A 22384-nucleotide genomic window follows, 5' to 3' on the forward strand; every position below is an offset into this window, starting at 1 on the left:
CTATGCTTTTCCAAAACAATCTAATAAGAATGAAGTGTAAGTTCAGGTAAATTGAAATAATGCAAACCCGTGCGCTGGAGACCTTGGTTAGAATTTTGCAGGTGCAGTCCTTTAGCGAGGCGGCGCAGTTGCAGAATATGACGCTGTCGGCGCTGAGTATGCAGATGAAAGCGCTGGAGGCGGAATTGGACGCGGAACTGTTCGACCGCAGCTTCCGCCCGCCACGGCTGACGCCCTTGGGGCGGCAGGTGGCGGAACAGGCGAAGGGGGTCATCACCGGCGTGGCCGATTTGCACGATCTGGCCAATGCAGGGGCCGGCTTGAGCGGGTCGTTTCAACTTGGCTTCATCCAGTCCGCCAGCGCCCGCATCCTGCCGAAATTCGTGACCTTAGCGGCGGAGCGGGAGAAGAGGGCGAGCTTTCGATACAGCTCCAACCTGTCAGAGGCGCTGACCGAGCAAGTGTCGTTGGGGCAGCTCGACGCCGCGATTGTCACGCGGGTCGAGGGCGGGGCGCGGGGGTTGCATGTGGAGCTGATCGCGTCGGAGCCGATGGCGTTGGCGGTGCCTGTTGCACTGGCTGAACTGGATGCGGTGCAGCTTTCGCAGCAGGTGCCGTTCATCCATTTCCGCCCCAGCACAGGGATCGGCAAACTGATCGCCGCATCATTGGGGGCGGGGGTGCCGCCGCAAAACACGCTGGTGCTGGACAGCATCGAGGCCTGCATGGAATGCGTCAAGGAAGGCGTCGGCTACACCGTTTTGCCCTTGCCTGACATCCGCCGCTACACGGACACGCGGGTGCATGTGGTGGAGGGCGCGTTGCAAGGGCTGACACGCGATCTGGTGATGCTGACCCGCGACGACGCGCAGGCGGGGCGGTGGCGGCCCAGATTGCTGTCGCTGGTCAGGGCCGCGTCCTAGGCCCGCCGCTTCAGGTTCCGCGTGGCGCGGATGCCTGCGCGGATGATGGCGATGACAGTCAGCACCGTCAGACCCCAGAAGAACCATGTGATCGGCCCGCGGAACAGGATCGCGGGGGAGCTGCCGGACATAAGCATCGCTTGGCGGAAGTTGTCTTCCAGCAGCGGGCCGAGGATGAAGGCGATCAGGAAGGGCGCGGCGGGGATGTCGTTGCGCATCATCAGGAAGCCGACCCAGCCCATCACGAACATGACGCCCACATCGAAGATGTTGTTGTTTACCGCGAACACCCCGTAGACGCACAGCACCAGCACGCCGGGGAAGAGAACTCCGCGCGGGATGTCGGCCACGTATTTGAACCCGCGAATGGCGATGGAGCCGATGAAGAACAGGAAGACGGAGCTGACGATCAGGCCGATGAACAACCCGTAGATGATGTCGACATTGAGGATGAACATCATGGGCCCCGGTTGCAGCCCGTGGACCATGAACGCGCCGATGATGATGGCGGTGATCACGTCGCCCGGCACGCCAAGCGCCAGAAGCGGGATCAGGGTGGCCCCTGCGACGCCGTTATTACCGGCCTCGGAGGCGGCGACCCCTTCTAGCTCGCCCTTGCCAAAGTTGTCACGGTTGGGCGATTTGCGCCGCGCCTCGCTATAGGACAGGAAGGCGGACGGGGCCGCGCCGATGCCGGGGATGGAGCCGAGGAACACCCCGATGAAGCTGCCGCGCACGATGGATTTGAAGCAACGCTTGTATTCCCCGAAGGTGACCTTGTTGTCGCCCAGACTGCGGGTCTGGCCTTTGTGCGGCTTCGGGTCCCAGACCATGGCCAGCACCTCGGGGATAGCGAAAAGCCCGATGAGGACTGCGATGAAGTTGAGGCCGCCCATCATGCTGGGATCGCCGAAAGTGAAGCGGTTGGTGCCGTAGACCAGATCGAGGCCGACCGTTGCCAGCAGCAGCCCCAGCATCGCCGACAGCGCCCCGCGTAACAGGCTGGCACCAGAGACACCGGCGATGATGGTGAGCGAGAACAGGATCAGGGTGAAGAATTCCGGCGGTCCGAAGTTCAGCGCGAAGGATGCGAGCCAGCCCGCGAACAGGATCAGCGCGAGGTTGGAGATCAGATCGGCGGTGCAGGACGCCCAAAGGGCCATGCCGAGCGCCTTGCCCGCCTGGCCTTTCTCTGCCAGCGGATAGCCGTCCAGCACAGTGGCGCTGGAGGCGGGGGTGCCGGGGGTCTTGATCAGGATCGCGGGGATGGAGCCGCCGAAAATGCCGCCCTTGTAGACGCCCAGCAGCAGCAGAATGGCGATGATCGGCTGCATGGAAAAGGTAAACGGCAGGGTCAGCGCCACGGCCATGGTGGCGGACATGCCGGGGATTGCGCCTGCAATGGTGCCGATGGCGACACCTGCGAACAGCGCCAGAAACGCCTCGAAATTGCCGACGAGGGACAGGCCTGCGAGGATGCTGTCGACAAAGCTCATGGCAGCCTCACGAAGTTGCCTTGCGGGATCGCGACGCTGGCGATATGGGCGAAGAACACATAAAGCACCAGTGGCACGCAGATCGCGCAGATGAGCGCGGTTTTAGGATGCGAGGTGCGGACTAGGAAGGCGGTGGTCACGAAGGCCAGCATAGAGGTCCAGACCATGCCAAGGCGCGGAAGGCCGAACATGTAGATCACCATGACCACGGCCATGATGGCGAGGCGACCGTATCCGCCGGGGATTTCGGCTTTCTCTTGGGACATGTCTTCGGACGAGAAATGCCCCGTAATTGTCAGCCCCAAACCGATGACGATGGTGAGGGCGGACAAGGTATAGGGCCAGAACACCGGCGACAGGATGATGTTACGCACATTGCTAGGCGAGGACACCCAGTTCGGAATTGCCACAATCATCAGGAACAGGCCCGCGACGACCGCGAATAGTCCGATGAGCGTTTGCCGGTGGAGGTTTTGCATGAACGGGCCTCGCTGGATAGAGAAACGGCGCGCAAAGGTTAAACCCCGCGCGCCGTTCATACGTTAGATCTTAGCCTTCGATCCGCATACCCAGTTTATCGACCAGCGCGCGGAATGTGTTGTATTGCTCCTGAATGAACGCGTTGGCGTCCTCGGGGCTCATCACGTCGATGATCGAGCCACGGGCTTCCATCGAGGATACGAATTCCTCGTCACCCGCGGCAGCAGCCATCCACTCGCCCCATTTTCCGGCGACCTCGTCAGAGATGTCGGCAGGGCCTGCGATGCCAGTCCAGCCCACAAGCTGGTGCAGCGCTGGCTTGCCCAGATCAGCGGCTGTCGGTGCGTCGAAGCCAACCACTGGTTCCTTTGTGGTGACCATCAAAGGCTTCATCTGGCCGTTGGCCACGAAGCTGGCGAGGGCCGAGGAGTTGGTGCACAAGAAGGTGGCCGTGCCGTTCAACACAGCCGTGACAGCCGCGCCACCGCCTTTTTGCGGGATGTGTGTCGCCGCGTTGAGCGGGTCTTCGACGCCAAACTCGTCGAGCACCATAGCGCCCGCCAAGTGTAGACCGGACCCGACGCCGGAGGAGGAGTAGCTGACGCCACCCTCGGCCACCTTGGCGATCAGGTCATCCATCGAATTGATGTCGGAATTGGCCTCGACCGCGCAGGCAAACGGGTTGATTTCGTAGACCGTCACGAAGCGGAAATCGTCCAGCGTGTAGGGCAGGGTCGCCTTCATCGCAGGGTTGACCGAGTGTGAACCGACCCGTGCGAACAGCATGGTGTAGCCGTCTGCCTTGGCGTTTTTCACTGCGACGGAGCCTGTCGCCCCACCAGCACCAGTGACATTCGCCATGATCAGCGATTGGCCCACAGCTTTGCCCAAAGGCTCCGCAATCGTGCGCGCCGAGATGTCGGTGGCCCCGCCTGCGCCGTAAGGGATGACCATATTGATCGGCCGCTCGGGGTAGTCCGCGGCGGATGCAGCCGTGGCAAGGCCGATTACCATTGCGCTCACGGCGCTGAATTTCGCAAATTTCATAGTTTCCTCCCAAAAACTTCTGGCTGATGAGTGTGCAGCCTATGTTATCGACATGCTAAGGGCAGCGTCGATCCTTGACAAATGTTATTGGTAAGTCATTCTTGTATAAAGCGGCAATTGATTACAATTACCGAAAGCCAAGCTAACATAAAGCCCGTCATCCATGTCCATCCGAATGCTCCGCACGTTAATTGCCGTCGAGGAAAACGGCACCTTCAGCGCGGCTGGCGAAGCGGTGTTCGTCACCCATGCCGCCGTCAGCCAGCAGATGAAAGCACTAGAGGAAGGGTGGGGTATCACTCTGTTTGATCGCACGCGCCGAACGCCCGAGCTTACCCCGGTCGGGCGCGCTATCGTCACCCGCGCCCGTGAAATTGTGGCGGCCTATGACAACCTGCTGCCTTCGGTTCTGGGCGATGACGGGTTGCGGGGCAACCTGTCGCTGGGCAGCGTGCCGACGGGGCTGACAAGCCTGATCCCTTTCGCTATCACCTCGATCAAGGCGCGCTTTCCCGACCTTCATATTGGCGTCACGCCGGGTCAAACCAAAGAACTGTTGATTGATCTGGAACGCGGGGTCTTGGACGCCGCCGTGATCACCAAGCCGCATGTGATCCCGCATAATATGCGCTGGGCGCCGATCAGTCAGGAGCCGATGGAGCTGCTGGCGTCGGTCAACGTCACCTCGGACGACCCGTTCGAGATACTGGCGACGCAGCCCTACATCCGCTTCACCCGCAAGGCGTTGTTGAGCGACTTTATCGACAACTGGCTGCAAGAAAAGAACATCACGGTGAAGGACACCATGGAGCTGGAAAACCTCGAGATCATCTCCAGCATGGTGCATGCCGATCTGGGCGTCTCGATTGTGCCGCGCCGGAGTGTGCAACCGCCGAACCCGCTGCCGTTGAAACACATCCCGCTGGGTGACGACGCGCCGGTGCGGGAATTGGGACTGATGTCGCTGGCCAACACGGTGAAACTGCGCGTGCTGCAAGAGGTTGAGGCAGAGTTGTTAAACGCGGTTGCGGTGGGGCGGTTCGATCCGTTTCCACGAGGGGCGGGATAGGATCATGACTTTGGATTTCTTCGTCATCCTCGCCCTTGGGGCGGCATCCGGCGGCTTTATCAACGGGCTGGCGGGCTTCGGCACCGCGCTGTTCGCCTTGGGCTTCTGGTTGCAGATCATGCCCCCCGCGCAGGCGGTGTCGGTCGTGGTGATCATGTCGGTCATCGCAGGGTTGCAGGGCGTGTGGCTGGTGCGCGCCTCGATCATGGACCAACCGCGCAGGTTGGCCCGCTTCGCGCTGCCCGCACTGGTCGGCGTGCCTTTGGGTGTGGCGGCCTTGTCGGTGCTGGAACCCGGAATACTAAAACTGATCATCGCGGGATTTCTGATCCTCTATGGCGGGTTTTTCACCCTGCGTTCGTCCTTGCCGAAGCTGGAGCGCCCGACACCCGCGATCGACATGCTTGTCGGGTTTGCCGGGGGCGTATTGGGCGGGGCGGCGTCGCTGTCGGGTGCGTTGCCTACGATGTGGTGCGCGATGCGCCCGTGGCCCAAATCCGAGACGCGTGCGGTGCTGCAACCCTTCAACGTGATCGTGCTGGGCGTCACGGCTTTGGTTTTTGCGATCAATGGCACCTACACGGGCCAAACGCTGACCTATATCGCGATGGCCTTACCGGTGACGATGATCTTCGCGCAGATCGGGATATCCGTGTTCAAACGCCTGACCGACGACCAGTTCCGCCGCTTGTTGATTGCGATGATGCTGGTGTCGGGGTTGGTCCTGATGGTGCGGGAGGTGCTTTAGATGGCGCATGTGATCGAACGGGTCGAGGTGTTTTGCTACCGCGTGCCGGTGAAGGTGCCGGTGGCGACGTCATTCGGCGTGATGCGGGACCGTCCGGCGGTGTTTGTGAAACTGACCGATCAGGACGGCTGCTTCGGCTGGGGAGAGATCTTCGCCAACTGGCCCGCTGCCGCCGCCGAACACCGTGCGCAGCTTCTGGTGCGCGATATTTGCGATTTGGTGGTTGGGGCGATAGTGGCGCAGGCGGGCGACTTGTTCGAGCGCCTCACTACGCAGACCCATATCCGCGCGTTGCAATCGGGCGAATGGGGGCCGTTCGCTCAGGTGATTGCGGGGCTGGATATTGCGCTGCACGATATGTTCTCGCGGCGGGAGGGAGTCTCGGTGGCGCGGTTTCTGAATGCGGATGCGGCAAGCACCGTGCCGACCTATGCGAGCGGCATCGCCATAGGCGCGGCGCCCGAGTTGATCGCCCGCGCCCGAGCGGCGGGGCATGACGCGTTCAAAGTGAAGATCGGTTTCGGCGCGGATGATATGGACCAGTTGCGCGACCTGTCTGGCAGTTTGCAGGGTGGCGAAGCGCTCATGGCCGACGTCAATCAGGCGTGGTCGGTGGCGGACGCGTTGGCTCTTGCAGGCCGGATCGACGCCGTTGGGCTGGGTTGGCTGGAAGAGCCTATCCGTGCGGACCTTCCCGCAGAGGGCTGGGCGGCTTTGGCGGACACTTTCAACACCCCGCTGGCAGGCGGCGAAAACATCACCGGCCATGCGGATTTCGACGCCGCAATCGCCACGCGGCATCTGTCGGTGATCCAGCCCGACATCGTCAAATGGGGCGGGCTCGGCGGCTGTGCCGCCGTCGCTCGCAAGGTTCGTGACGCGGGCCTGCGCTACTGCCCGCATTTTCTGGGCGGCGGCATCGGGCTGATTGCGTCCGGGCATTTGCTGGCGGCGGTTGGCGGCGACGGGCTTTTGGAGGTCGACGTGAACCCCAACCCGCTGCGCGACGCGTTTGGTGGCGCATTGGTGGAGGGTGGCATGTTCGACATTGCACACGCGCCGGGTTTGGGCGTTGAAAACCTGCCCGAAGAATTGGCGCAATTCCAGACGTTGGCGCTGGAAGCGCACGCCTAGATAACTTCGTCGCTGCGGTCGTCCGTCTCGCCATAGCGCTTGAGCGTTGCGGGACGGGTGCCTTCGTAGACGCGGTGCAGGTTCTCGGCGATTTTGGCGTTTTCGCGCTCGAACAGGCAGTCGCCGTTTTTGTCAGAGGCCACGATGAACGGCCCCATATTGTTGCACTTGATGACCCACATGGCTTGGGCGAGGCCTAGTTCCTCGTTCCAATGCACGGCCTCCACCTTCTCGACCCCGCGCCCCAGCAATGCGCCGGTGCCGTAGCCGACGGTGGACAGGTAGATCGCGCCGTTGGGGACGAAATAGGACTTGTAGTCCTTGGACGTCATGCCGCCCTTGCCGATGATCAGCTTCGCGCCGGTCTTCTCCATCCATTCCGGCAACCATTTGGCGAAGCGGAAGGACGCGGTGGCGGTGACGGCCCCCATCTCGAAGCTGCCATCAGGGTTGATCCGCGCAGCGGGGGAGCAGTGGAAATTAGCCGCCGAGTCGCGGGGCAACTCCATGGGGATGTTGGCTTTTTCCTCCAGTGCGCGTTTGTAGACGCCTTCGCGTCCGGTATACATCAGCCCGTCCAGATAGACGATGTCGCCAAGTTGCAGATCGTCAAGCGCCTCTTGCGTGGGCGTGGTGCTCAGGCGGGTTTTACGCGGGCTCATTGGGCGGCCTCCGGTGATGTAATTTCGTCCGTGTCGCGCCCGAAGGTGGGCGCGGGGTGAAGCTGTGTGGGCGCCCAAGGGGCGCGGAAACTGAGGCCGGGGGCGCGGACGGTCTGGTCCAGTTCCGGCACGGGGAGCTCATGCCAACAGGGGGAGTTTTGCATCTGCGGATGCGCCAGTGTTTCGCCCAAGCTGAGGACCGGACCAGCGGGGACATCGGCCTCCGCCAGCACGGTGTCCCAGTGGCTGGCGGGCTGCGTGGCGAAGATTTGTGTGAGCGTTTTCGTGACGGTTTCGGGGTCTGACTGCGCTAGTTCGGGGCGACCGAGCGCGAGGCACAAGCGGCGCGTTTGCGCGGGCGTGTTGGCGGTGATGACAAGCTGGCCTTCGGCACAGTCGAACCTGCCGGAAAACGGCGAATCCGAGAATGCGCGGTTACCGTCGAGCCCCCGCAAAGCGCCGGTGGTCTGGTGGTTGATCGCATAGGCGCCCATGAGATTGGTCATCGCGTCGAGCATGGAGACATGCAGCTCCTGCGGCTTCAGCGGCTGTTTGGCGCGTTGCAGGAGCGCCGCCAGAATGGCTGCAACCAGCGATTGCCCCGCGACATAGTCCACAATGGGAATGCCGACGCGCAGGGGGCCACTTTCAGGGCTTCCTGTCATCGCCATCAAGCCACTAACGCCTTGCAGGATATGGTCATAGGCAGGACGGGAGGCGAGGGGGCCGTCGGGGCCGTAGCCCGACAGGCTGGCATGGATCAGGTCTGGCTTGCGCCGCGTGGTGGCGTCAAAGCCAAGGCCAAGGCGGTCGGCGACGCCGGGGCGGAAGTTTTGCACCAAGACGTCTGCCTCGGCCACCAGCGACAAAGCGGCGTCCAGTCCGGCCTTGTCTTTGAGGTCCAGCACCACGGATTTCTTACCGGAGTTCTGGCTTAGGAACGACGCGCCCAACCCTGCGTCGCGCATCGCCTGCGTGCCGCCGTGTGTGCGCACGAAGTCGTCGCCGCCGGGACGCTCTATGCGGATGACCTCAGCGCCCATCAGCGCCAGTTGGCCCGTCGCATAAGGCCCCGCCAGCACATGGGTGAGGTCGACAATTCTTATGCCCGACAGGGGCTGGGTCATTCCGCCGCCTCCATCGCGGGGGCGTCCCATTCGACGGTTTCACGGCGTTGATAGTCGGTGAACCAGTCGGGGTCGGTGCGGTATTCCACCCGCCCGTCCGCGAACACCCGCGCCACGGCGCGGCGCGATGACAGGCAGAAGGCGTGGACGGACATTTGCATGCCGCCGGTATGGCAATAACCCACCTCGATGTTGCAATCGACGACCATGGATTTGCCGACGAAGCCCATGGCGCCCATGCCGATGGAGTTGCCCAGTTCCTTGAATTCCCGCTCCAGCTCCGCGATTTTCGGGTCGGAATTCTCGCTGCCCACTGTGCGCAGGCAGGCGGCGCGTTTGCCCAAGACCATGCAGGTGTCCTTGCAGCCGCCAAGACCGATGCCGATGATGGCAGGCTGGCAGGCAAGGCCGCGTTTGCCGAAGGCCACGAGGCTGTCGAGGTAGAACCGCTTGATCCCCTCGATCCCGTCGGAGGGGAACAGCATCCGGTAATCGGTGCCGAACAGCCCGCCTTTATGGACGGTGATCAGGTCGATCCATTCGCCGCCCGGCTCGTAGCCATACTCGATCTCCGGCGCGCCGATGCCGACGTTGTTGTTGTGATCCGTCCGCCAAAGCGGATGCACGCGGTTGGGGCGCAAAGGCACGCCGTTGGTGGCATTCGCCGTGGCGCGGCGGAGGGCTTGTTCAAGGGCAATCGGCCCGCCTTCGATCTGCGTCTCGTTGCCCATTTTGACATACCAGCGCGGGGTGCCGGTGTCGCCACACATGGCGCGGCGGTCTTCCTTGGCGGCCTCGTAATTTTCCAGCATGGCCTGCAACACGAAGGAGGAAAGGTCGCCGTCCTCGACTGCGGCGCTGGCTTTGAGGCCGTCCAAATAGTCTTGCGGGATTTCGATTGCCGCCTTGTCCATCAGGGTCTCGGCGGTTTTCTGGATGATGTCGATGGGGATCATTCTGCGGCCTCCACTAATGAGACGGGTTCGCCTTCGGGCAGGATGGTCTGGCCCGGCTTGACGATGGTGAACTGGACGTCCTCGCGGGTGACGTCGAGGGTGTCGCCTGTTTGGCGGGCGACGGTGAAATAGCTGCTTTCCATCGCGCCGCTCTCGGGGAAGTCCTCGCGGTAATGTGCGCCTCGGGAGTTTTCGCGGGCGAGGCCTGCTTTGGTGATGACCTCGGAAATTTCGCACAGCGACGCGAGGTTCAGCCAGTCGTGCCATGTCAGGTTGAAGGCGAGGTTGTCGCCTGCGACGCCTGCTTCTAGCAATTCGGCCTGAATGTCGGCGATGCGGGTCAGACCGCGCTCCATCCCCGTTTCGGTGCGCATGACGCCGACGTCTTCCCACATGGCTTCTTGCAGCTTGTCGCGCAGTGGCTGGATCGGGGCGATCTTGTTTTGCAGCGGGCGCAGCGCGCGGGCGATTTCAGCGTCCAATACAGCCTCGTCAGGATCGCGCAACGCGCCCATGTTACGAATATCCATGCCCATCACGTCGCCCGCGACGCCGCCATAGACGGTGGAGTTCGCCACCCCGTTGCCGCCCAAACGGTTGGAGCCGTGGGCGCCGCCCGCGTCTTCGCCCGCCACATAGAGACCTTCCAACGCGGTGCGGGTGTCGGGGTCGACCACGACGCCGCCCATGAAGTAATGCGCTGTGGGCACGACCTCGACCAGCCCGGCGGCCAGATCGAAGCCTGAATCGGCGCAGCGCTTGACCATGCCGGGGAATTTGGCGCGTACGTTTTCAGGGCCAAGATGGGACATGGAGATGTATACGCCGCCATTGGGCGTTGTCGTGTTCGACTTGCGCATTTCGGCGAAGATGCCACGGCTGACCACGTCGCGGGTGGCGCGTTCGCCCTTGGCGTCATAGTCGAACATGAAGCGGTTTTCCGCGCCATTGAGCAATTGCCCGCCCGCGCCGCGCAGGCCTTCCTCCAGCACTGTGCCGGTCATCTTGGTGTGATCGCCCGCCAGAAGTCCCGTGGGGTGAAACTGCACCATTTCCATGTCGCGGAGCGGCAGGCCGACGCGCAGGGCCATTGCTAGCCCGTCCATCGTTTTGTCGCCCGAGGGTGTGTGATACTTGTACATGGTCGGGCCGCCGCCGGTGCCCATCAGCACGGTCTTGGCGCGCACGAAGCGGAACTTGCCGCTGCGCATGTCGATCATCAAAACGCCCGCAAGCGCGGAGCCGTCCTTGGTCGGGATCAACCCGATGGCGCGGTGCTCTTGCAGTTTCTCGACGGGGCGGGACAGGACTTGTTCCATCAACCGATTGATGATCTCAATGCCCGTCAGGTCGCCCTTATGCACCGTGCGGTCGGCAGTCTGGCCCGCAAACGCCTTCTGGTGCAGAGAGCCGTCGGGGTTGCGGTCGAAGAAGCAGCCGATTTCGTTTTCCAGCTCGCGGATGCGCACCACGGCCTGCTCGCACAGCTTCCACGCCATGTCCTGATTGGGCAGCCATTTGCCGCCTTGGATGGTGTCCATGAAATGCCGCTCGACCGTGTCGCCGCCGCCAAGGGCGACGTTGTAGCCGCCTTGCACCATGCGGGTGCAGCCGCATTTGCCGATCAGGCCTTTGACGGCGATGGTGATTTTGGTGCCTGCCGGTGCGCTTTGCTGGGCGTGCAGCGCGGCGAACATACCCGCGCCGCCGGTGCCGAGGATCAGGATGTCGGTGTCGTGTCTCTCGATCTGCATCAGATGGCCCTCAGAAGGAAAATGCCCGCAAGGAATGTCGACGCGGCGACGGCGCTGGCGGCGGCGGTTTTCTGGCCCGACGTCCATGGCAGGAACTCCAGCGCCATCAGGCGGAGCCCGCCGAGCATGTGGACAGAGAGCAGGAACACGAGGCCGAATTCTGCGAACTTGACGATGGGGGTTTCCGCCCAGTGCAGGAACCCGTCCAGTTTTTGCGGCGCGTTGAGCGCGTAGGACAGCACCCAGAAATGCGCGGGTAGAAACAGCGCCAAAGCCACACCGGAGATGCGGTGCAGCAGGAACGCGATCCAGAGCGTGTGGGTGCGGTATCCGTGTATCATGTTGCCGTCACCCCATAGACGGCCTGCATCCCGAGGATCAGGAGCAGGGCGAGGACGGCCCATGCGACCGCGTTCAAAGCGGTGCCGCGCAAGCCTGCCCATTCCGACAGCACCGTGCGCAGGCCTAAGGCCGCGTGGATGGACACGGCGACGACGAAAGTGCCGTAGAACGCGAACCACAGGATGCTGCCTTGGGTGCGGCCAAGGATTTCCGCTGCTGATAGCCCGCCTTGGATGGCGTAGATCATCACCGCGATATGCATCAGCACCAGCGGCGCCATGATCAGCGCCGAGATGCGCTGCGCCATGTAGAGCTTCAGCGTCATGTGCGCCTCTTGAAGAAGTTGCGGGCGGTTTCGCGTTTCAGGCCCGCGATGGCGTTCATCGGGTTCAGCTCATTGGGGCAATGCACCGCGCAACTGCCCTGACTGTGGCAGTTGTGGCAGCCACCGACGCCGGAGACCGCGTCAAGGATCGCCTGCTTGTCGGAGTCCTTGCTGTCATTGTAGACGCTCCACGCCCGTTGTAGGGCGGCGGGGCCAAGGTAGTCGGGGTTGCCCGCGACCGTGTCGCAAGCGGCGTAGCAGACGGAGCAGTTGATGCACTCGATCCCTGCATTGGCTTCGACGCGCGCGGCGCTGGCGGGGTCGATGGCCTCGATCGGGTCGTGGCGGGTCTGGGTCGGGTGGTGCAGGCCTTCGGCGGCGACCCATTTGTTGAAGAACGAGTCCATGTCGGTGGCCAAGTCCTTGATAACGGGCAGGTTACGAAGGGGGCCAATTTCCATATGGCCGTCTTTCAGCACCTTTTTAACGTGAGTGCGGCAGGTCCAGCGCGGCACGCCGTTCACCATCATCGCGCAAGAGCCGCACATGCCGACGCGGCAGGCGTAACGGTAGCTGAGCGTGGGGTCGGCGTATTGCTGGATCCACGCGACGACGTCGAGGACGGTCTGGTTGTCCTCCATCTTCACATCGAAGGACTGATAAGCCCCTGCAGCCCCGCCACGCCAGACGGATACGGACATCTGCTGCTCTTTTGGCAAAGCGTTGCTCCCCCTTGGATTTACCGACGCATCGCAAATATAGATGCAGGTTTTGCTAACATAAAGGAATAATGACTTACCCATTCTGTAAGTTATAATTACATCGGTTGCACCTTTCCAAACCGCGCGTCGCCGCTATTGTCGGATGGCAATGTCAGGGGAGGAACGGGGATGTTGACGCTCTACTATGCCAAGGGGACCGCCGCCTTGCCGGTTCATATCGCATTGGAGGAGGCAGGGGCGGAGTATGATCTGCGCCTGCTGGACTTTGGCAACAAGGACCAGCTTCACTCGGACTATCTGGCTATTAACCCCAAGGGCCGCGTGCCGGCTCTGGTCACGCCGGAGGGCGTGCTGACCGAAACGCCGGCGCTGCTGGCCTATATCGGACAGGTGTTCGGGGCGGCTAAGTTGATCCCCGAAACGCCGTTCGGCTTCGCAAAGGCGCAAGAGTTCAACCTGTATCTGGCGGCGACTGTGCATGTCGCGCATGCGCATAAACACCGCGGGGCGCGGTGGTCGGATGATGCGGCCTCGCATGAGGCGATGCGTGCGAAGGTGGCGTCAAACATGACGGAATGTGCGGCTCTGATCGAGACGCACTACCTGCAAGGACCGTGGGTGATGGGCGAGCAGTATACGGTTTGCGATCCGTATCTGTTCTTGGTGGCGCGGTGGCTAAAGGGGGACGGCGTGGATGACAGCGCGTTTCCGAAGATTTTGGCGCATCGCGCAAGAATGGAGGCGCGTCCGGCGGTGCAGGCGGTTTTGAAGCACCATGACTAACAGGCTGTCCGACGTTCTGGCCGCTCGGTTCATCGATGCCCCTGACGTGCCAGAGGAATTGCAGGACAACCCTGTGTTGCGAGGGATCGCGGGGCGGGCGTCATGTCGCGCGTTCCTGCCCGAGCCGGTTCCGTTGGAGGTACTGAAAGCGCTGAGTGCTGTGGCGCTAACGTCCCCGTCGAAAAGCGACCTGCAACAGCGCGACATCGTGATTGTCGAGGATGCGGAGGTGAAGGCGCGGCTGGTGGAGCTGGTCTCGGCGCAAGCTTGGATAGCGGATGTGCCGAGCTTGGTGGTGATCTGCGCCAACAACCGCCGCCAACGGCAGCTGCATGCGATGCACGGGCTGGACTTCGCCAACGACCATCTGGACGCGTTTTTCAACGCCAGCGTGGATGCGGGGATCGCTTTGGGGAGCCTCGTGATCGCGGCGGAGGCGGCTGGCTTGGGCTGCTGCCCGATCAGCACCATCCGCAACCACGCGCAGGAGGCGAGCGATTTGCTGGGCCTGCCGGACCATGTGTTTCCGGTGGCGGCCTTGGCGCTGGGGTATCCTGCGCGAGAGGGGCAGATCAGCCCGCGATTGCCCTTGCGGGCGACGGTGCATGTGGACCGGTTCAGCGAAGACCCCGCGCGGGATTTGGCAGCGTACGATGCCCACCGCGCGCAAGTGCAACCGTACCGCACGCAGCGCAGTGCGGAGCTTTACGGCACCAGTGACGGTTACACGTGGTCGATGGATAAGGCCCGCCAATACAGCCTGCAGGAGCGGGCAGATTTCGGCGCTTTCATCAGGGCCAAGGGCTTCAAGCTGGACTAGTGCGCCGTCCCGCTGGGGGCGGGCAGGCCCTCGATCTGGACGTTGACGCAGGCGGGTTTGCCGCTTTGCACCGCGCGGTCGAGGGCTGCGTCTAGCTCGGCCAGATCCGTGACGTATTCACCATGCGCGCCCAAGCCTTTCGCCGCCGCGTCGTAGCGGGCACCGCTGAGTTCGCAGCCGATCAGGCGGTCGGGGCCGTAGTCGCGCAGCTGGATTTGGTGCTCGGCGTTCCAGCGCTCGTCGTTGCCGATGACCACGATATAGGGCAGGCCCGCACGGGCGGCTGTCTCGAATTCGGCGAAGTGGAAGCCCACAGTGCCGTCGCCCATCAGGGCGAAAACAGTGGCGTCAGGGTGGGCGGCTTTGGCACCGATCCCGTAGCACAGCCCGCCGCCGATAGCGCCGGAGATGCCGTTGGTGACGCGGAGGTCGGCCTTCGTGGCGGCTTGCGCCCATTGGCCGAACTCACCGCCATCGCAGATCATCACCGAGCGCTCGGCCTTGTCGAGTTGCCGTTGCACGGCGGCGCAAAGCTGGGCGGGGGTGATCTTGCCGGACGGCACGGTGTCGCCCTCTTTGAAGCTGCGGGCGGTGAGGTTGATTGCGACCTGTTCGCGCCATGTGTCATGGCCACCCTGGCCTGCTGCTGTGAGCGCCTCGATACTGTCGCGCGGATCGGCGGGGAAACAGGCTTGGAGGCGTGTGCCGAGGTTGCGGTGGGCGCGGTCGCGCTCGTTGGGGCAGGGCTGGACGGTGATCCAGTCGCAAGCCGCGTCGACCACGTTTGTGCCGCCGAACCCCAGCGTGAAGTCGATGCGCTTGCCCAAGGTCACGATCAGGTCGGCCTGCGCCAAGGCTTTGCCGACGTCACCCAAGGCTGGGTCTTTCAGCCCGCGCGGGCTTTCCATCGCGATCACGGGCGCGCCCAACGCATCCTGCAACGCGGCGAGCTTGCCGGGGTTGCGGGTGTCATTCATGGCGGGGCCGCATAAGACCAGCGGGCGTTTCGTCTTGGCGATGGCCTGCGTGATGGTCTGGACGTCGGCGTCGGACAGAGGCATCGGTTCTTTGCCGAGCGCCGAAGGGATCTCACCGCCCGTAGCATCGGCGTCGACCAGATCGAATGGCAGAGCCATATGTACCGGGCCGGACCTGCCGGAAAGCGCTGCGCGCAACGCGCGGGCGGTGTCGGTGCCGAAATCCGCCGCGCGGGTGGGTCGGAAGGACAGCTTGGTGACGGGGGTGGTCATCGGCACCTGATCAAGCTCCTGAAATGCGCCCCTGCCGTCCTGGCCAAGGGGCGAGTCGCCGGTGAGCAGCAGAACGGGGGTTTCCGACTCGGACGCCGTGAACAGCGGACCCAGAGCGTTCGCAGCGCCCGCGCCTGCGGTGACCATGGCGACGCCGACGGTGCCAGTGAGTTGCGCATAGGCTTCGGCCATGAACACGGCGGCGGCCTCGTGACGGGTGTGGATGATCTCGATCCCTGCATCAAAGCAGGCGTCATAGACCGGCATGATCTGATTGCCCGACAGCGAAAAGATGCGCGTGACGCCTGCGGCGGCCAGCGTTTTTACCAGAAGGTCTGCGCCTCTCATGATGTATGTCCTTTGGTGGAGTTATCTTGCGCCAATTGAACTTATCCGGGCGCTGTCGTCCAGCACCATGGTTGATGCGGGTACGCGAAACGTCTTAGATACATGCTACCTTATCCGTGAAGGACTTGACGGCTCATGGCAGCACAACCGCCCGTTCTTTCAGCGTCCAGCGGCGCGGGAGCATCCCGACGTCGTTCGTTCGAGCTGTTCGTTACGGGTGGCTTTTCCGAGTTGGAGTTGGCGGCAGTCACTCACACCCTGTCGCAGGCCAACGAGACGTTGGCGGATCAATGGTTCTCGTGGCGGTATGTGTCGGACGCGGCAGGTCTGGTAAAGGGGATGTCTGGCATGATGGTCCGTGCAGAACCTGCGATTATGAACTACGGCTTTTCCGACGTGATGATCGTCGTAGGCGGGCGTCAGGACGACAAGCCCGCATGGCTGGCGCGGGCGCGGGCCATGCAGCGTCAGGCGCGGCTGGTGGTGCTTTTATCGGATGCGGCCACGGTCTATATCATATCCACGACGCAGCCTGCGGGCGGTGTGACGACCCATTGGCGCGACATCGCCGCATTGGAAGAAAGCGGCTACCACCCAAATCTAACCACGCGGTTTTCGGAGAATAGCGACGGTATCGTCACCGCTGCGGGCGTCGGGGCAACGGCGGAACTGGTCATCGGCCTGATCGCGTCAGAGCTTCAAGCCCCGCATGTGGCCGAGCTTGGCAACCGGTTGCTGCTGCACACGATCCGCAAGAGCGACGCGGAGCAACCCAAGGACATCGCCGACAACGAGGGTCTGTTCGACATCCATGTGACGCAAGCGATCCGGCTGATGGAGGATACCATTGCCGAGCCCATGCCAATGGCGGAGCTGACCGCGCAGGTCGGCTTGTCGACCCGCCATCTGGAACGGGTGTTTCGCAAGGTGTTCAATGACAGCCCCGCGCGGTTCTACAAAAAACTGCGGGCCAAACGGGCGCGGACGATGATCGAGGAAACCCTGATGCCTATGGTAGATATTGCCGTGGCGACGGGGTTCGGCTCGGTCAATACGCTGTCCAAGGCGGTGAAGGATGAATACGGCATGACGCCCTCGAAAATGCGGGCGCGGCGCAAGATATCATTGCTGGCCTTCGACGAGGATCAGAGCGCCAGATAGCCAATCCCTGTGAAGGCCACGAGGCATCCGGCCCACTGGGTAGGCCCCATCCGTTCGCGCAGGAAAGCCCATGCCATGACGATAGTTAGCAAGCCGAAGACCGCTGCCGCGACGGCTGCATATTGCGCGTTGGGCAACCCGTCCGCCGACAACACCGCCATCAACGCGACACCATCGAGGCACCCCATCGCGATCAGCACAGGCATGGCGCTGCGGCCGGGGTTGAACGGCAGGTGGCGCAGGATCATCAGGGCCGCCAGCCGGGCGATGGACACAAGGCGGGTGATCAGGATGACGGGGAGGTCGGAGGCCATTTCAGTGGCGGCCTGACCATTTGTGAAAGTGACCGCGAAGCCCACGCTTGCGATCAAGGCCAAGGCCCAAGACGCTCATCTTGAATTGTCCAGAGAGATGTCGGGACCCCCTATGTCCGGTATCGCTCGCGTCATACCTTCCAGCGCGCCCAAACGCCACGTTGCATGCGGCCTCTGGGCGCTTGCGGCTGTTCCCCCCCTCCGGTAAGCCATGCCGACGATAACCGGAGGCACCATGGCAAAGGCACTAGGCAGCGAAGCAGAGCGCGAAAAATCCAAGCGGATTGGCGCGCTGGGGGCCCTATGGCCGTTCATGAAGCCATACCTGTCTTTGATGATTGCAGCGCTCATGGCGTTGACGCTCACGGCCTGTGTGTCGCTGGTTCTGCCACTTGCGGTGCGCCGCGTGGTCGACGGGTTCGGCACCGACGAGGCCGCCTTGCTGGACCAGTATTTTGGCGCGGCCTTGGCCGTGGCCGCATTGCTCGCCGTCGGGACAGGGTTCCGTTACTACCTTGTGACCCGATTGGGCGAGCGCGTGGTGGCCGACATCCGTCGTGCCGTGTTCGACAAAACCATCGGCATGGGGCCGGAGTTTTTCGAACGCGTCATGACCGGTGAGGTTTTATCGCGGATTACCACCGACACCACGTTGATCTTGTCGGTGATCGGCTCGTCCGTGTCCATCGCGTTGCGTAACGTGTTGATTTTAATCGGTGGTTTGATCTTAATGCTGCTGACATCGGCCAAGCTGACGTCGCTGGTTTTGCTGATTGTCCCTGCCGTGATTGTGCCGATCATCGTTTTGGGCCGCCGTTTGCGGGTCTTGTCGCGCGAAAACCAGGACCAGATCGCGGCATCCTCCGGCAACGCGTCCGAGGCGCTTTTGTCGGTGCAAACGGTGCAAGCGTTTACCAACGAAGCCCCGTCGCGGGTGAAATTTGCAGGCTTCACGGAAGCCGCGTTCGAGGCCGCGCGCAAACGCATCGGCACCCGCGCGGTGATGACGGTGATTGTGATCTTCCTCGTGTTCACGGGTGTTGTCGGCGTGCTTTGGATCGGCGCGCGGGACGTGCGCGCGGACATCATGACTGCCGGTGAACTGGTTCAATTCCTGATCTATGCGATCATGGTGGCGGGGGGCGTGGCTGCGCTGTCCGAAATTTGGAGCGAGCTGCAACGCGCTGCCGGGGCGACGGAACGGCTGATTGAATTGCTATCCGCCGAAGACACGGTGAAAGACCCCGAGAACCCAGCCGCCGTCGAGCGGCTCAGTGGTGCGGTCCAGTTCGACAACGTGACCTTCCGCTACCCTGCGCGACCCGATATTGCGGCGCTTGACGGCGTGTCCTTGGACGTGGCTGCGGGCGAGACGATTGCCCTTGTCGGGCCATCGGGCGCTGGCAAAACCACGATCATTCAACTGCTGCTGCGCTTTTATGACCCGACCACCGGCGCGATCCGCTTGGATGGCCGCGACCTGCGTGACATGACGCGCGAGGACTTCCGCCGCTTCATAGCTTTGGTGCCTCAAGATCCGGTGATTTTTGCGGCCTCCGCCCTTGAGAATATCCGATTTGGCCGCCCCGATGCGACGGATGCCGAAGTGCAAGAGGCCGCGAAAGCCGCCGCAGCGCATGAGTTCCTGAGCAAGCTACCCGACGGGTATAACACCTATGTGGGCGAGCGTGGCGTGATGCTGTCGGGCGGACAAAAGCAACGGATTGCCATCGCGCGCGCCATCCTGCGTGACGCGCCAATCCTGTTGCTGGATGAGGCGACCTCGGCGTTGGACGCGGAAAGCGAGGCCTTGGTGCAAAAGGCCGTCGACCGCCTGAGCCGTGACCGCACCACCCTTGTTGTGGCGCACCGTCTGGCCACCGTGAAGAAGGCAGACCGGATCGTGGTGTTCGACGAGGGCCGCATTGTGGCCACGGGTACACATGACGCGCTGGTCGCCCAAGACGGGCTATATGCGCGTTTGGCGAAGCTGCAATTTACCGCTGGTATTGCGGCAGAATAGTTCCCCGCGATATGACGTCAGCCGGCTAATGGCAGTGGTAGGGTTTCGAGCCTGCGTGGCAGCATTGACCTTGTGGCGAGTCTTTGCGGCACCCACCGCCGTGGCTCACTGTGGAGGAGCCTATGCTGGCCTCGGGGCTGGTCTCGGGGGCGGAGAACAGCCCAGCCTGAACAGACGAAATGGACAGCGCGAATGTGGCGACACAAATCATAAATTTCATAGTAAGATCCTCGTCTTGTTAACAGTTCGTTAACTAAGGTTATCCAAAAAATTGTGGCTGTCTTGCGGCAAATTAGCGTTTCACGCATTACTCACGGGCAAAGCTCCAAAAACACTAGGCGGGCACAAGTCGGAATAATTCCCCGCAACTCGCCGCTTGCCAAATGGCGCCGGGGCGATCATCGTCTTTGGCAACCTAATATGTCATCAAAGGGAGATACGACATGGGGCTTTGGAGCTTTGTAAAAGACGCTGGTAAATCGCTGTTCGGGGCCGCTGAAGCGGCTGAGCCGGATGCGGCTACCTTGCAAAAGGAAATCGCTGATCTGGGGCTGGATGCCTCTGGTCTGGACATCTCGGTGGAGGGCGACAAGGTCAAAGTGACCGGTGACGCCGTAAGTCAGGAGATCAAGGAAAAGATCATTCTGGCCGTGGGCAACGTAGAAGGCGTGGCCGAAGTTGAGGACGAGGTGGCCGGTGGCGATCCTGTGTTCCACACGGTCAAGAAAGGCGACACCCTTTGGGGTATCTCCGCCAAGACTTTGGGCAACGGCGCACGCTACGAAGAGATCTTCGAAGCCAACAAACCGATGCTGACCCATCCCGACAAAATCTATCCGGGTCAGGTTCTGCGCATCCCGCAAGGCTAAGCCACTCGAAATATGTATAGATTGGGGGCCGATTTGGCCCCTTTTCGCATTTTAGCGTAGCGTCAGACTTGCGCGCCGCCGCATTCCCTTTACGTTTAATCCCAACAAAAGAATGGTTCGATAACGGACCGCCAAGGGAGGAAAATATGGGAAACTTCGCCACAAAGGCGGATCGGGACGCGATTCAAGCTGAAAGCGCTTGGGAAGATCGTGACCTGCCACGCACGATGTATCAGTTCCTGACTGCAACGAAGGACAAATTCGGGTCGCGCAATGCGTTCTCGTATCAACTGACCTCGGGACCTACGGACAAGAACGAAACGCTTACTTGGGACGAGTTGCACGGCAAATGTTGTCAGGCGGCCAACCTGTTCCGCTCCTTGGGCGTGGGCGAGAACGATGTGGTTGCCTATGTGCTGCCCAACGCGTCGGAGACTGCATATACGTTGCTGGGCGGCTCCATCGCGGGGATCGTGAACCCGATCAACCCGCTGCTGGAACCCGAGCAGATCAGCGCCATCCTGCGCGAGACAAACGCCAAGGTCGTGGTGACGCTGAAGGCTTTCCCTAAAACGGACCTGGCCCAGAAAGTCGCGGAAGCGGTTGGTCATGCGCCGAATGTAAAGCATGTGCTGGAAATCGACCTGCTGCGCTACCTGACGGGTCTGAAGAAATTCATTGTGCCGTTTATCCGGCCCAAGGTTCATGCGGTGCACCATGCCAAGGTGCTCGACTTTTGCACCGAGCTGAGCAAGCAGCCCACGTCGCTTGCGTTTGAGGATAGCGCCGGCGACCGCGTGGCCTTCTACTTCCACACCGGCGGTACGACAGGCATGCCGAAAGTGGCGCAGCATAAATATTCGGGCGTGGTTTATAACGGCTGGCTGGGGCGCAAGCTTCTGTTCACCGAAAAAGACGTACTTATGTGTCCGCTACCTTTGTTCCACGTGTTTGCATCCCATGTGGTGCTAATGGCTGTAATTGCCTCCGGTGCGCATGTGATCTTTCCGACCCCGCAGGGCTACCGTGGGGAGGGTGTTTTCGACAACTTCTGGAAGCTGATCGAGCGGTACAAAGTGACCTTCATGATCACGGTGCCGACGGCGATTTCCGCGTTAATGCAGCGGCCTGTTGATGCGGATATCTCCAGCCTGAATATCGCGTTCTCCGGTTCGTCCCCGTTGCCAGTGGAACTGTACAACCGCTTCGAGAAAGCCTGCGGGGTGACCATCGTTGAAGGTTATGGTCTGACCGAGGCGACCTGCCTTGTGTCGATCAACCCGCCCTCGGGCGAGAAGAAAGTCGGCTCCATCGGTATTCCGTTCCCATACACAGATATCACCATCCGCCGTGTTACCGACGGATCAGTCTGCGACGTGGACGAGATCGGCGAGATTTGCCTAAATAACCCCGGCGTTTACGTAGGCCACACCTATACCGAAGCCGATAAGAACGTGGATCTGTATTATGACGACAAATATCTGCGCACCGGTGATCTGGGGCGTTTGGATGCGGATGGCTATTTGTGGATCACAGGCCGCGCCAAGGATTTGATCATTCGCGGCGGTCACAACATTGACCCTGCCGAAATCGAGGAAGCCTTGGCCGGACATCCGGATGTCGGCTTTGCCGGGGCAATCGGGCAGCCCGATGCCCATGCTGGTGAAATTCCTTGCGTCTATGTGGAGCTTGTTGATGGCGGCAAAGCGACCGTCGACGATCTTATGACCTTCGCCAAAGAGAAGGTGCACGAGCGCGCGGCCCATCCGAAATACATCGAGCTAATGGACGAGCTGCCGAAAACAGCGGTCGGCAAGATTTTCAAGCCGGAACTGCGCAAGATGGCGATCACGCGCATTTATAACGAAGCGTTGAAGAAAGCCGATGTAGCGGCGGAGGTCGTGTCGGTCGTTGAAGACAAGAAGCGCGGTTTGGTGGCGAAAGTTGCGAAGCGCGGCGACGTTAATACCGAAGCTGTGAGCCATGTGCTCGGCTCCTTCACCCGTCCGTGGGAATGGGTGGACTAGCGCT

At 61.8% G+C, this 22384-nt stretch carries 23 protein-coding genes; 10 read left to right on the forward strand and 13 right to left on the reverse strand.

From position 1 onward, the window contains the following. Positions 1-59: 59 nt before the first annotated feature. Positions 60-923, forward strand: a complete 864-nt coding sequence (locus tag BDE40_RS01470) for a LysR family transcriptional regulator (protein WP_134012155.1) — start codon at positions 60-62, stop codon at positions 921-923. Here the strand turns inward: BDE40_RS01470 and BDE40_RS01475 are convergent. From BDE40_RS01475 to BDE40_RS01485, 3 genes are all read right to left on the reverse strand, one after another. Continuing rightward, positions 920-2419, reverse strand: a complete 1500-nt coding sequence (locus BDE40_RS01475; RefSeq protein ID WP_134012157.1) for a tripartite tricarboxylate transporter permease — start codon at positions 2417-2419, stop codon at positions 920-922. The two genes, BDE40_RS01470 and BDE40_RS01475, sit on opposite strands and share 4 nt — an antisense overlap. Further along, positions 2416-2898 carry a tripartite tricarboxylate transporter TctB family protein gene (locus BDE40_RS01480; RefSeq protein WP_134012159.1) on the reverse strand — a complete coding sequence of 161 codons (483 nt, stop codon included), beginning with the start codon at positions 2896-2898 and terminating at the stop codon, positions 2416-2418. The genes BDE40_RS01475 and BDE40_RS01480 overlap by 4 nt, the downstream gene beginning before the upstream one ends. Before the next feature lie 70 nt (positions 2899-2968). Next, entirely contained in the window at positions 2969-3946 is a 978-nt protein-coding gene (locus BDE40_RS01485) for a Bug family tripartite tricarboxylate transporter substrate binding protein (protein WP_134012161.1), read from the reverse strand. Between the two features lie 163 nt (positions 3947-4109). Here BDE40_RS01485 and BDE40_RS01490 point away from each other — a divergent pair, with 163 nt between their 5' ends. The 3 genes from BDE40_RS01490 to BDE40_RS01500 are packed head-to-tail and all read left to right on the forward strand — an operon-like array spanning position 4110 to position 6897. Then, complete coding sequence (locus BDE40_RS01490; RefSeq protein ID WP_134012163.1) at positions 4110-5015, forward strand: LysR family transcriptional regulator; 906 nt, start codon at positions 4110-4112, stop codon at positions 5013-5015. A 4-nt stretch (positions 5016-5019) separates the two neighbouring features. Next, the gene (locus BDE40_RS01495) at positions 5020-5763 is read left to right on the forward strand and encodes a sulfite exporter TauE/SafE family protein (protein WP_134012165.1); all 744 of its coding nucleotides are present in this window, start codon (positions 5020-5022) and stop codon (positions 5761-5763) included. Then, positions 5764-6897: a mandelate racemase/muconate lactonizing enzyme family protein gene (locus BDE40_RS01500; RefSeq protein WP_134012167.1), complete on the forward strand. Its 1134-nt coding sequence runs from the start codon at positions 5764-5766 to the stop codon at positions 6895-6897. Here BDE40_RS01500 and BDE40_RS01505 read toward each other — a convergent pair. Genes BDE40_RS01505 through BDE40_RS01535 form a run of 7 tightly spaced genes read right to left on the reverse strand, consistent with a single transcriptional unit; the run spans position 6894 to position 12764 of the window. Continuing rightward, positions 6894-7559, reverse strand: coding sequence for a fumarate hydratase C-terminal domain-containing protein (locus tag BDE40_RS01505; RefSeq protein WP_134012169.1), 666 nt, complete (start codon positions 7557-7559; stop codon positions 6894-6896). The two genes, BDE40_RS01500 and BDE40_RS01505, sit on opposite strands and share 4 nt — an antisense overlap. Further along, positions 7556-8686, reverse strand: a complete 1131-nt coding sequence (locus tag BDE40_RS01510; RefSeq protein ID WP_162848008.1) for a CaiB/BaiF CoA transferase family protein — start codon at positions 8684-8686, stop codon at positions 7556-7558. Before BDE40_RS01510 ends, BDE40_RS01505 begins: the two co-directional genes overlap by 4 nt. Beyond that, positions 8683-9642 (reverse strand): fumarate hydratase, encoded by a 960-nt coding sequence (locus BDE40_RS01515; protein WP_134012173.1) that lies wholly within the window; start codon positions 9640-9642, stop codon positions 8683-8685. The genes BDE40_RS01510 and BDE40_RS01515 overlap by 4 nt, the downstream gene beginning before the upstream one ends. Continuing rightward, complete coding sequence (locus tag BDE40_RS01520) at positions 9639-11396, reverse strand: L-aspartate oxidase (RefSeq protein WP_134012175.1); 1758 nt, start codon at positions 11394-11396, stop codon at positions 9639-9641. The genes BDE40_RS01515 and BDE40_RS01520 overlap by 4 nt, the downstream gene beginning before the upstream one ends. Then, a complete protein-coding gene (gene sdhC / locus BDE40_RS01525) occupies positions 11396-11737 on the reverse strand; it encodes a succinate dehydrogenase, cytochrome b556 subunit (protein WP_134012177.1) in 342 nt (113 codons plus the stop codon). Before sdhC ends, BDE40_RS01520 begins: the two co-directional genes overlap by 1 nt. Continuing rightward, positions 11734-12063 (reverse strand): succinate dehydrogenase, encoded by a 330-nt coding sequence (locus tag BDE40_RS01530; protein ID WP_134012179.1) that lies wholly within the window; start codon positions 12061-12063, stop codon positions 11734-11736. Before BDE40_RS01530 ends, sdhC begins: the two co-directional genes overlap by 4 nt. Beyond that, positions 12060-12764 carry a succinate dehydrogenase/fumarate reductase iron-sulfur subunit gene (locus BDE40_RS01535; protein WP_134012181.1) on the reverse strand — a complete coding sequence of 235 codons (705 nt, stop codon included), beginning with the start codon at positions 12762-12764 and terminating at the stop codon, positions 12060-12062. The genes BDE40_RS01530 and BDE40_RS01535 overlap by 4 nt, the downstream gene beginning before the upstream one ends. 189 nt (positions 12765-12953) lie before the next feature. On the opposite strand from BDE40_RS01535, the gene BDE40_RS01540 reads away from it, so the two are divergent. Together BDE40_RS01540 and BDE40_RS01545 are read left to right on the forward strand one after the other, a co-directional pair. Then, positions 12954-13568, forward strand: a complete 615-nt coding sequence (locus tag BDE40_RS01540) for a glutathione S-transferase family protein (RefSeq protein WP_134012183.1) — start codon at positions 12954-12956, stop codon at positions 13566-13568. Beyond that, complete coding sequence (locus BDE40_RS01545; RefSeq protein ID WP_134012185.1) at positions 13561-14388, forward strand: nitroreductase family protein; 828 nt, start codon at positions 13561-13563, stop codon at positions 14386-14388. Before BDE40_RS01540 ends, BDE40_RS01545 begins: the two co-directional genes overlap by 8 nt. On the opposite strand, the gene BDE40_RS01550 is transcribed toward BDE40_RS01545, so the two are convergent. Continuing rightward, complete coding sequence (locus BDE40_RS01550) at positions 14385-15986, reverse strand: thiamine pyrophosphate-binding protein (RefSeq protein WP_134012187.1); 1602 nt, start codon at positions 15984-15986, stop codon at positions 14385-14387. The genes BDE40_RS01545 and BDE40_RS01550 overlap by 4 nt on opposite strands. 135 nt (positions 15987-16121) lie before the next feature. Between BDE40_RS01550 and BDE40_RS01555 the strand changes: the two genes are divergently transcribed. Then, positions 16122-17147: a GlxA family transcriptional regulator gene (locus BDE40_RS01555; RefSeq protein ID WP_134012189.1), complete on the forward strand. Its 1026-nt coding sequence runs from the start codon at positions 16122-16124 to the stop codon at positions 17145-17147. On the opposite strand, the gene BDE40_RS01560 is transcribed toward BDE40_RS01555, so the two are convergent. Then, positions 17132-17524, reverse strand: a complete 393-nt coding sequence (locus BDE40_RS01560) for an EamA family transporter (RefSeq protein WP_134012191.1) — start codon at positions 17522-17524, stop codon at positions 17132-17134. The genes BDE40_RS01555 and BDE40_RS01560 overlap by 16 nt on opposite strands. 172 nt (positions 17525-17696) lie before the next feature. Here BDE40_RS01560 and BDE40_RS01565 point away from each other — a divergent pair, with 172 nt between their 5' ends. Beyond that, positions 17697-19484: an ABC transporter transmembrane domain-containing protein gene (locus BDE40_RS01565; RefSeq protein WP_134012193.1), complete on the forward strand. Its 1788-nt coding sequence runs from the start codon at positions 17697-17699 to the stop codon at positions 19482-19484. Between the two features lie 25 nt (positions 19485-19509). On the opposite strand, the gene BDE40_RS01570 is transcribed toward BDE40_RS01565, so the two are convergent. Next, positions 19510-19704: a hypothetical protein gene (locus tag BDE40_RS01570; protein WP_134012195.1), complete on the reverse strand. Its 195-nt coding sequence runs from the start codon at positions 19702-19704 to the stop codon at positions 19510-19512. A 223-nt stretch (positions 19705-19927) separates the two neighbouring features. On the opposite strand from BDE40_RS01570, the gene lysM reads away from it, so the two are divergent. Both lysM and BDE40_RS01580 read left to right on the forward strand, forming a co-directional pair. Then, entirely contained in the window at positions 19928-20353 is a 426-nt protein-coding gene (gene lysM / locus BDE40_RS01575; protein WP_134012197.1) for a peptidoglycan-binding protein LysM, read from the forward strand. Between the two features lie 146 nt (positions 20354-20499). Continuing rightward, a complete protein-coding gene (locus BDE40_RS01580) occupies positions 20500-22380 on the forward strand; it encodes an acyl-CoA synthetase (protein WP_134012199.1) in 1881 nt (626 codons plus the stop codon). Positions 22381-22384 lie beyond the last annotated feature (4 nt).

Source organism: Litoreibacter halocynthiae, assembly GCF_004365635.1.
GTDB lineage: Bacteria > Pseudomonadota > Alphaproteobacteria > Rhodobacterales > Rhodobacteraceae > Litoreibacter > Litoreibacter halocynthiae.

Coding starts and splice junctions, on each gene's coding strand:
- BDE40_RS01470 (WP_134012155.1), top strand. CDS start 60: ATGCAAACCCGTGCGCTGGAGACCTTGGTTAGAATTTTGCAGGTGCAG.
- BDE40_RS01475 (WP_134012157.1), bottom strand. CDS start 2,419: ATGAGCTTTGTCGACAGCATCCTCGCAGGCCTGTCCCTCGTCGGCAAT.
- BDE40_RS01480 (WP_134012159.1), bottom strand. CDS start 2,898: ATGCAAAACCTCCACCGGCAAACGCTCATCGGACTATTCGCGGTCGTC.
- BDE40_RS01485 (WP_134012161.1), bottom strand. CDS start 3,946: ATGAAATTTGCGAAATTCAGCGCCGTGAGCGCAATGGTAATCGGCCTT.
- BDE40_RS01490 (WP_134012163.1), top strand. CDS start 4,110: ATGTCCATCCGAATGCTCCGCACGTTAATTGCCGTCGAGGAAAACGGC.
- BDE40_RS01495 (WP_134012165.1), top strand. CDS start 5,020: ATGACTTTGGATTTCTTCGTCATCCTCGCCCTTGGGGCGGCATCCGGC.
- BDE40_RS01500 (WP_134012167.1), top strand. CDS start 5,764: ATGGCGCATGTGATCGAACGGGTCGAGGTGTTTTGCTACCGCGTGCCG.
- BDE40_RS01505 (WP_134012169.1), bottom strand. CDS start 7,559: ATGAGCCCGCGTAAAACCCGCCTGAGCACCACGCCCACGCAAGAGGCG.
- BDE40_RS01510 (WP_162848008.1), bottom strand. CDS start 8,686: ATGACCCAGCCCCTGTCGGGCATAAGAATTGTCGACCTCACCCATGTG.
- BDE40_RS01515 (WP_134012173.1), bottom strand. CDS start 9,642: ATGATCCCCATCGACATCATCCAGAAAACCGCCGAGACCCTGATGGAC.
- BDE40_RS01520 (WP_134012175.1), bottom strand. CDS start 11,396: ATGCAGATCGAGAGACACGACACCGACATCCTGATCCTCGGCACCGGC.
- sdhC (WP_134012177.1), bottom strand. CDS start 11,737: ATGATACACGGATACCGCACCCACACGCTCTGGATCGCGTTCCTGCTG.
- BDE40_RS01530 (WP_134012179.1), bottom strand. CDS start 12,063: ATGACGCTGAAGCTCTACATGGCGCAGCGCATCTCGGCGCTGATCATG.
- BDE40_RS01535 (WP_134012181.1), bottom strand. CDS start 12,764: ATGTCCGTATCCGTCTGGCGTGGCGGGGCTGCAGGGGCTTATCAGTCC.
- BDE40_RS01540 (WP_134012183.1), top strand. CDS start 12,954: ATGTTGACGCTCTACTATGCCAAGGGGACCGCCGCCTTGCCGGTTCAT.
- BDE40_RS01545 (WP_134012185.1), top strand. CDS start 13,561: ATGACTAACAGGCTGTCCGACGTTCTGGCCGCTCGGTTCATCGATGCC.
- BDE40_RS01550 (WP_134012187.1), bottom strand. CDS start 15,986: ATGAGAGGCGCAGACCTTCTGGTAAAAACGCTGGCCGCCGCAGGCGTC.
- BDE40_RS01555 (WP_134012189.1), top strand. CDS start 16,122: ATGGCAGCACAACCGCCCGTTCTTTCAGCGTCCAGCGGCGCGGGAGCA.
- BDE40_RS01565 (WP_134012193.1), top strand. CDS start 17,697: ATGGCAAAGGCACTAGGCAGCGAAGCAGAGCGCGAAAAATCCAAGCGG.
- BDE40_RS01570 (WP_134012195.1), bottom strand. CDS start 19,704: ATGAAATTTATGATTTGTGTCGCCACATTCGCGCTGTCCATTTCGTCT.
- lysM (WP_134012197.1), top strand. CDS start 19,928: ATGGGGCTTTGGAGCTTTGTAAAAGACGCTGGTAAATCGCTGTTCGGG.
- BDE40_RS01580 (WP_134012199.1), top strand. CDS start 20,500: ATGGGAAACTTCGCCACAAAGGCGGATCGGGACGCGATTCAAGCTGAA.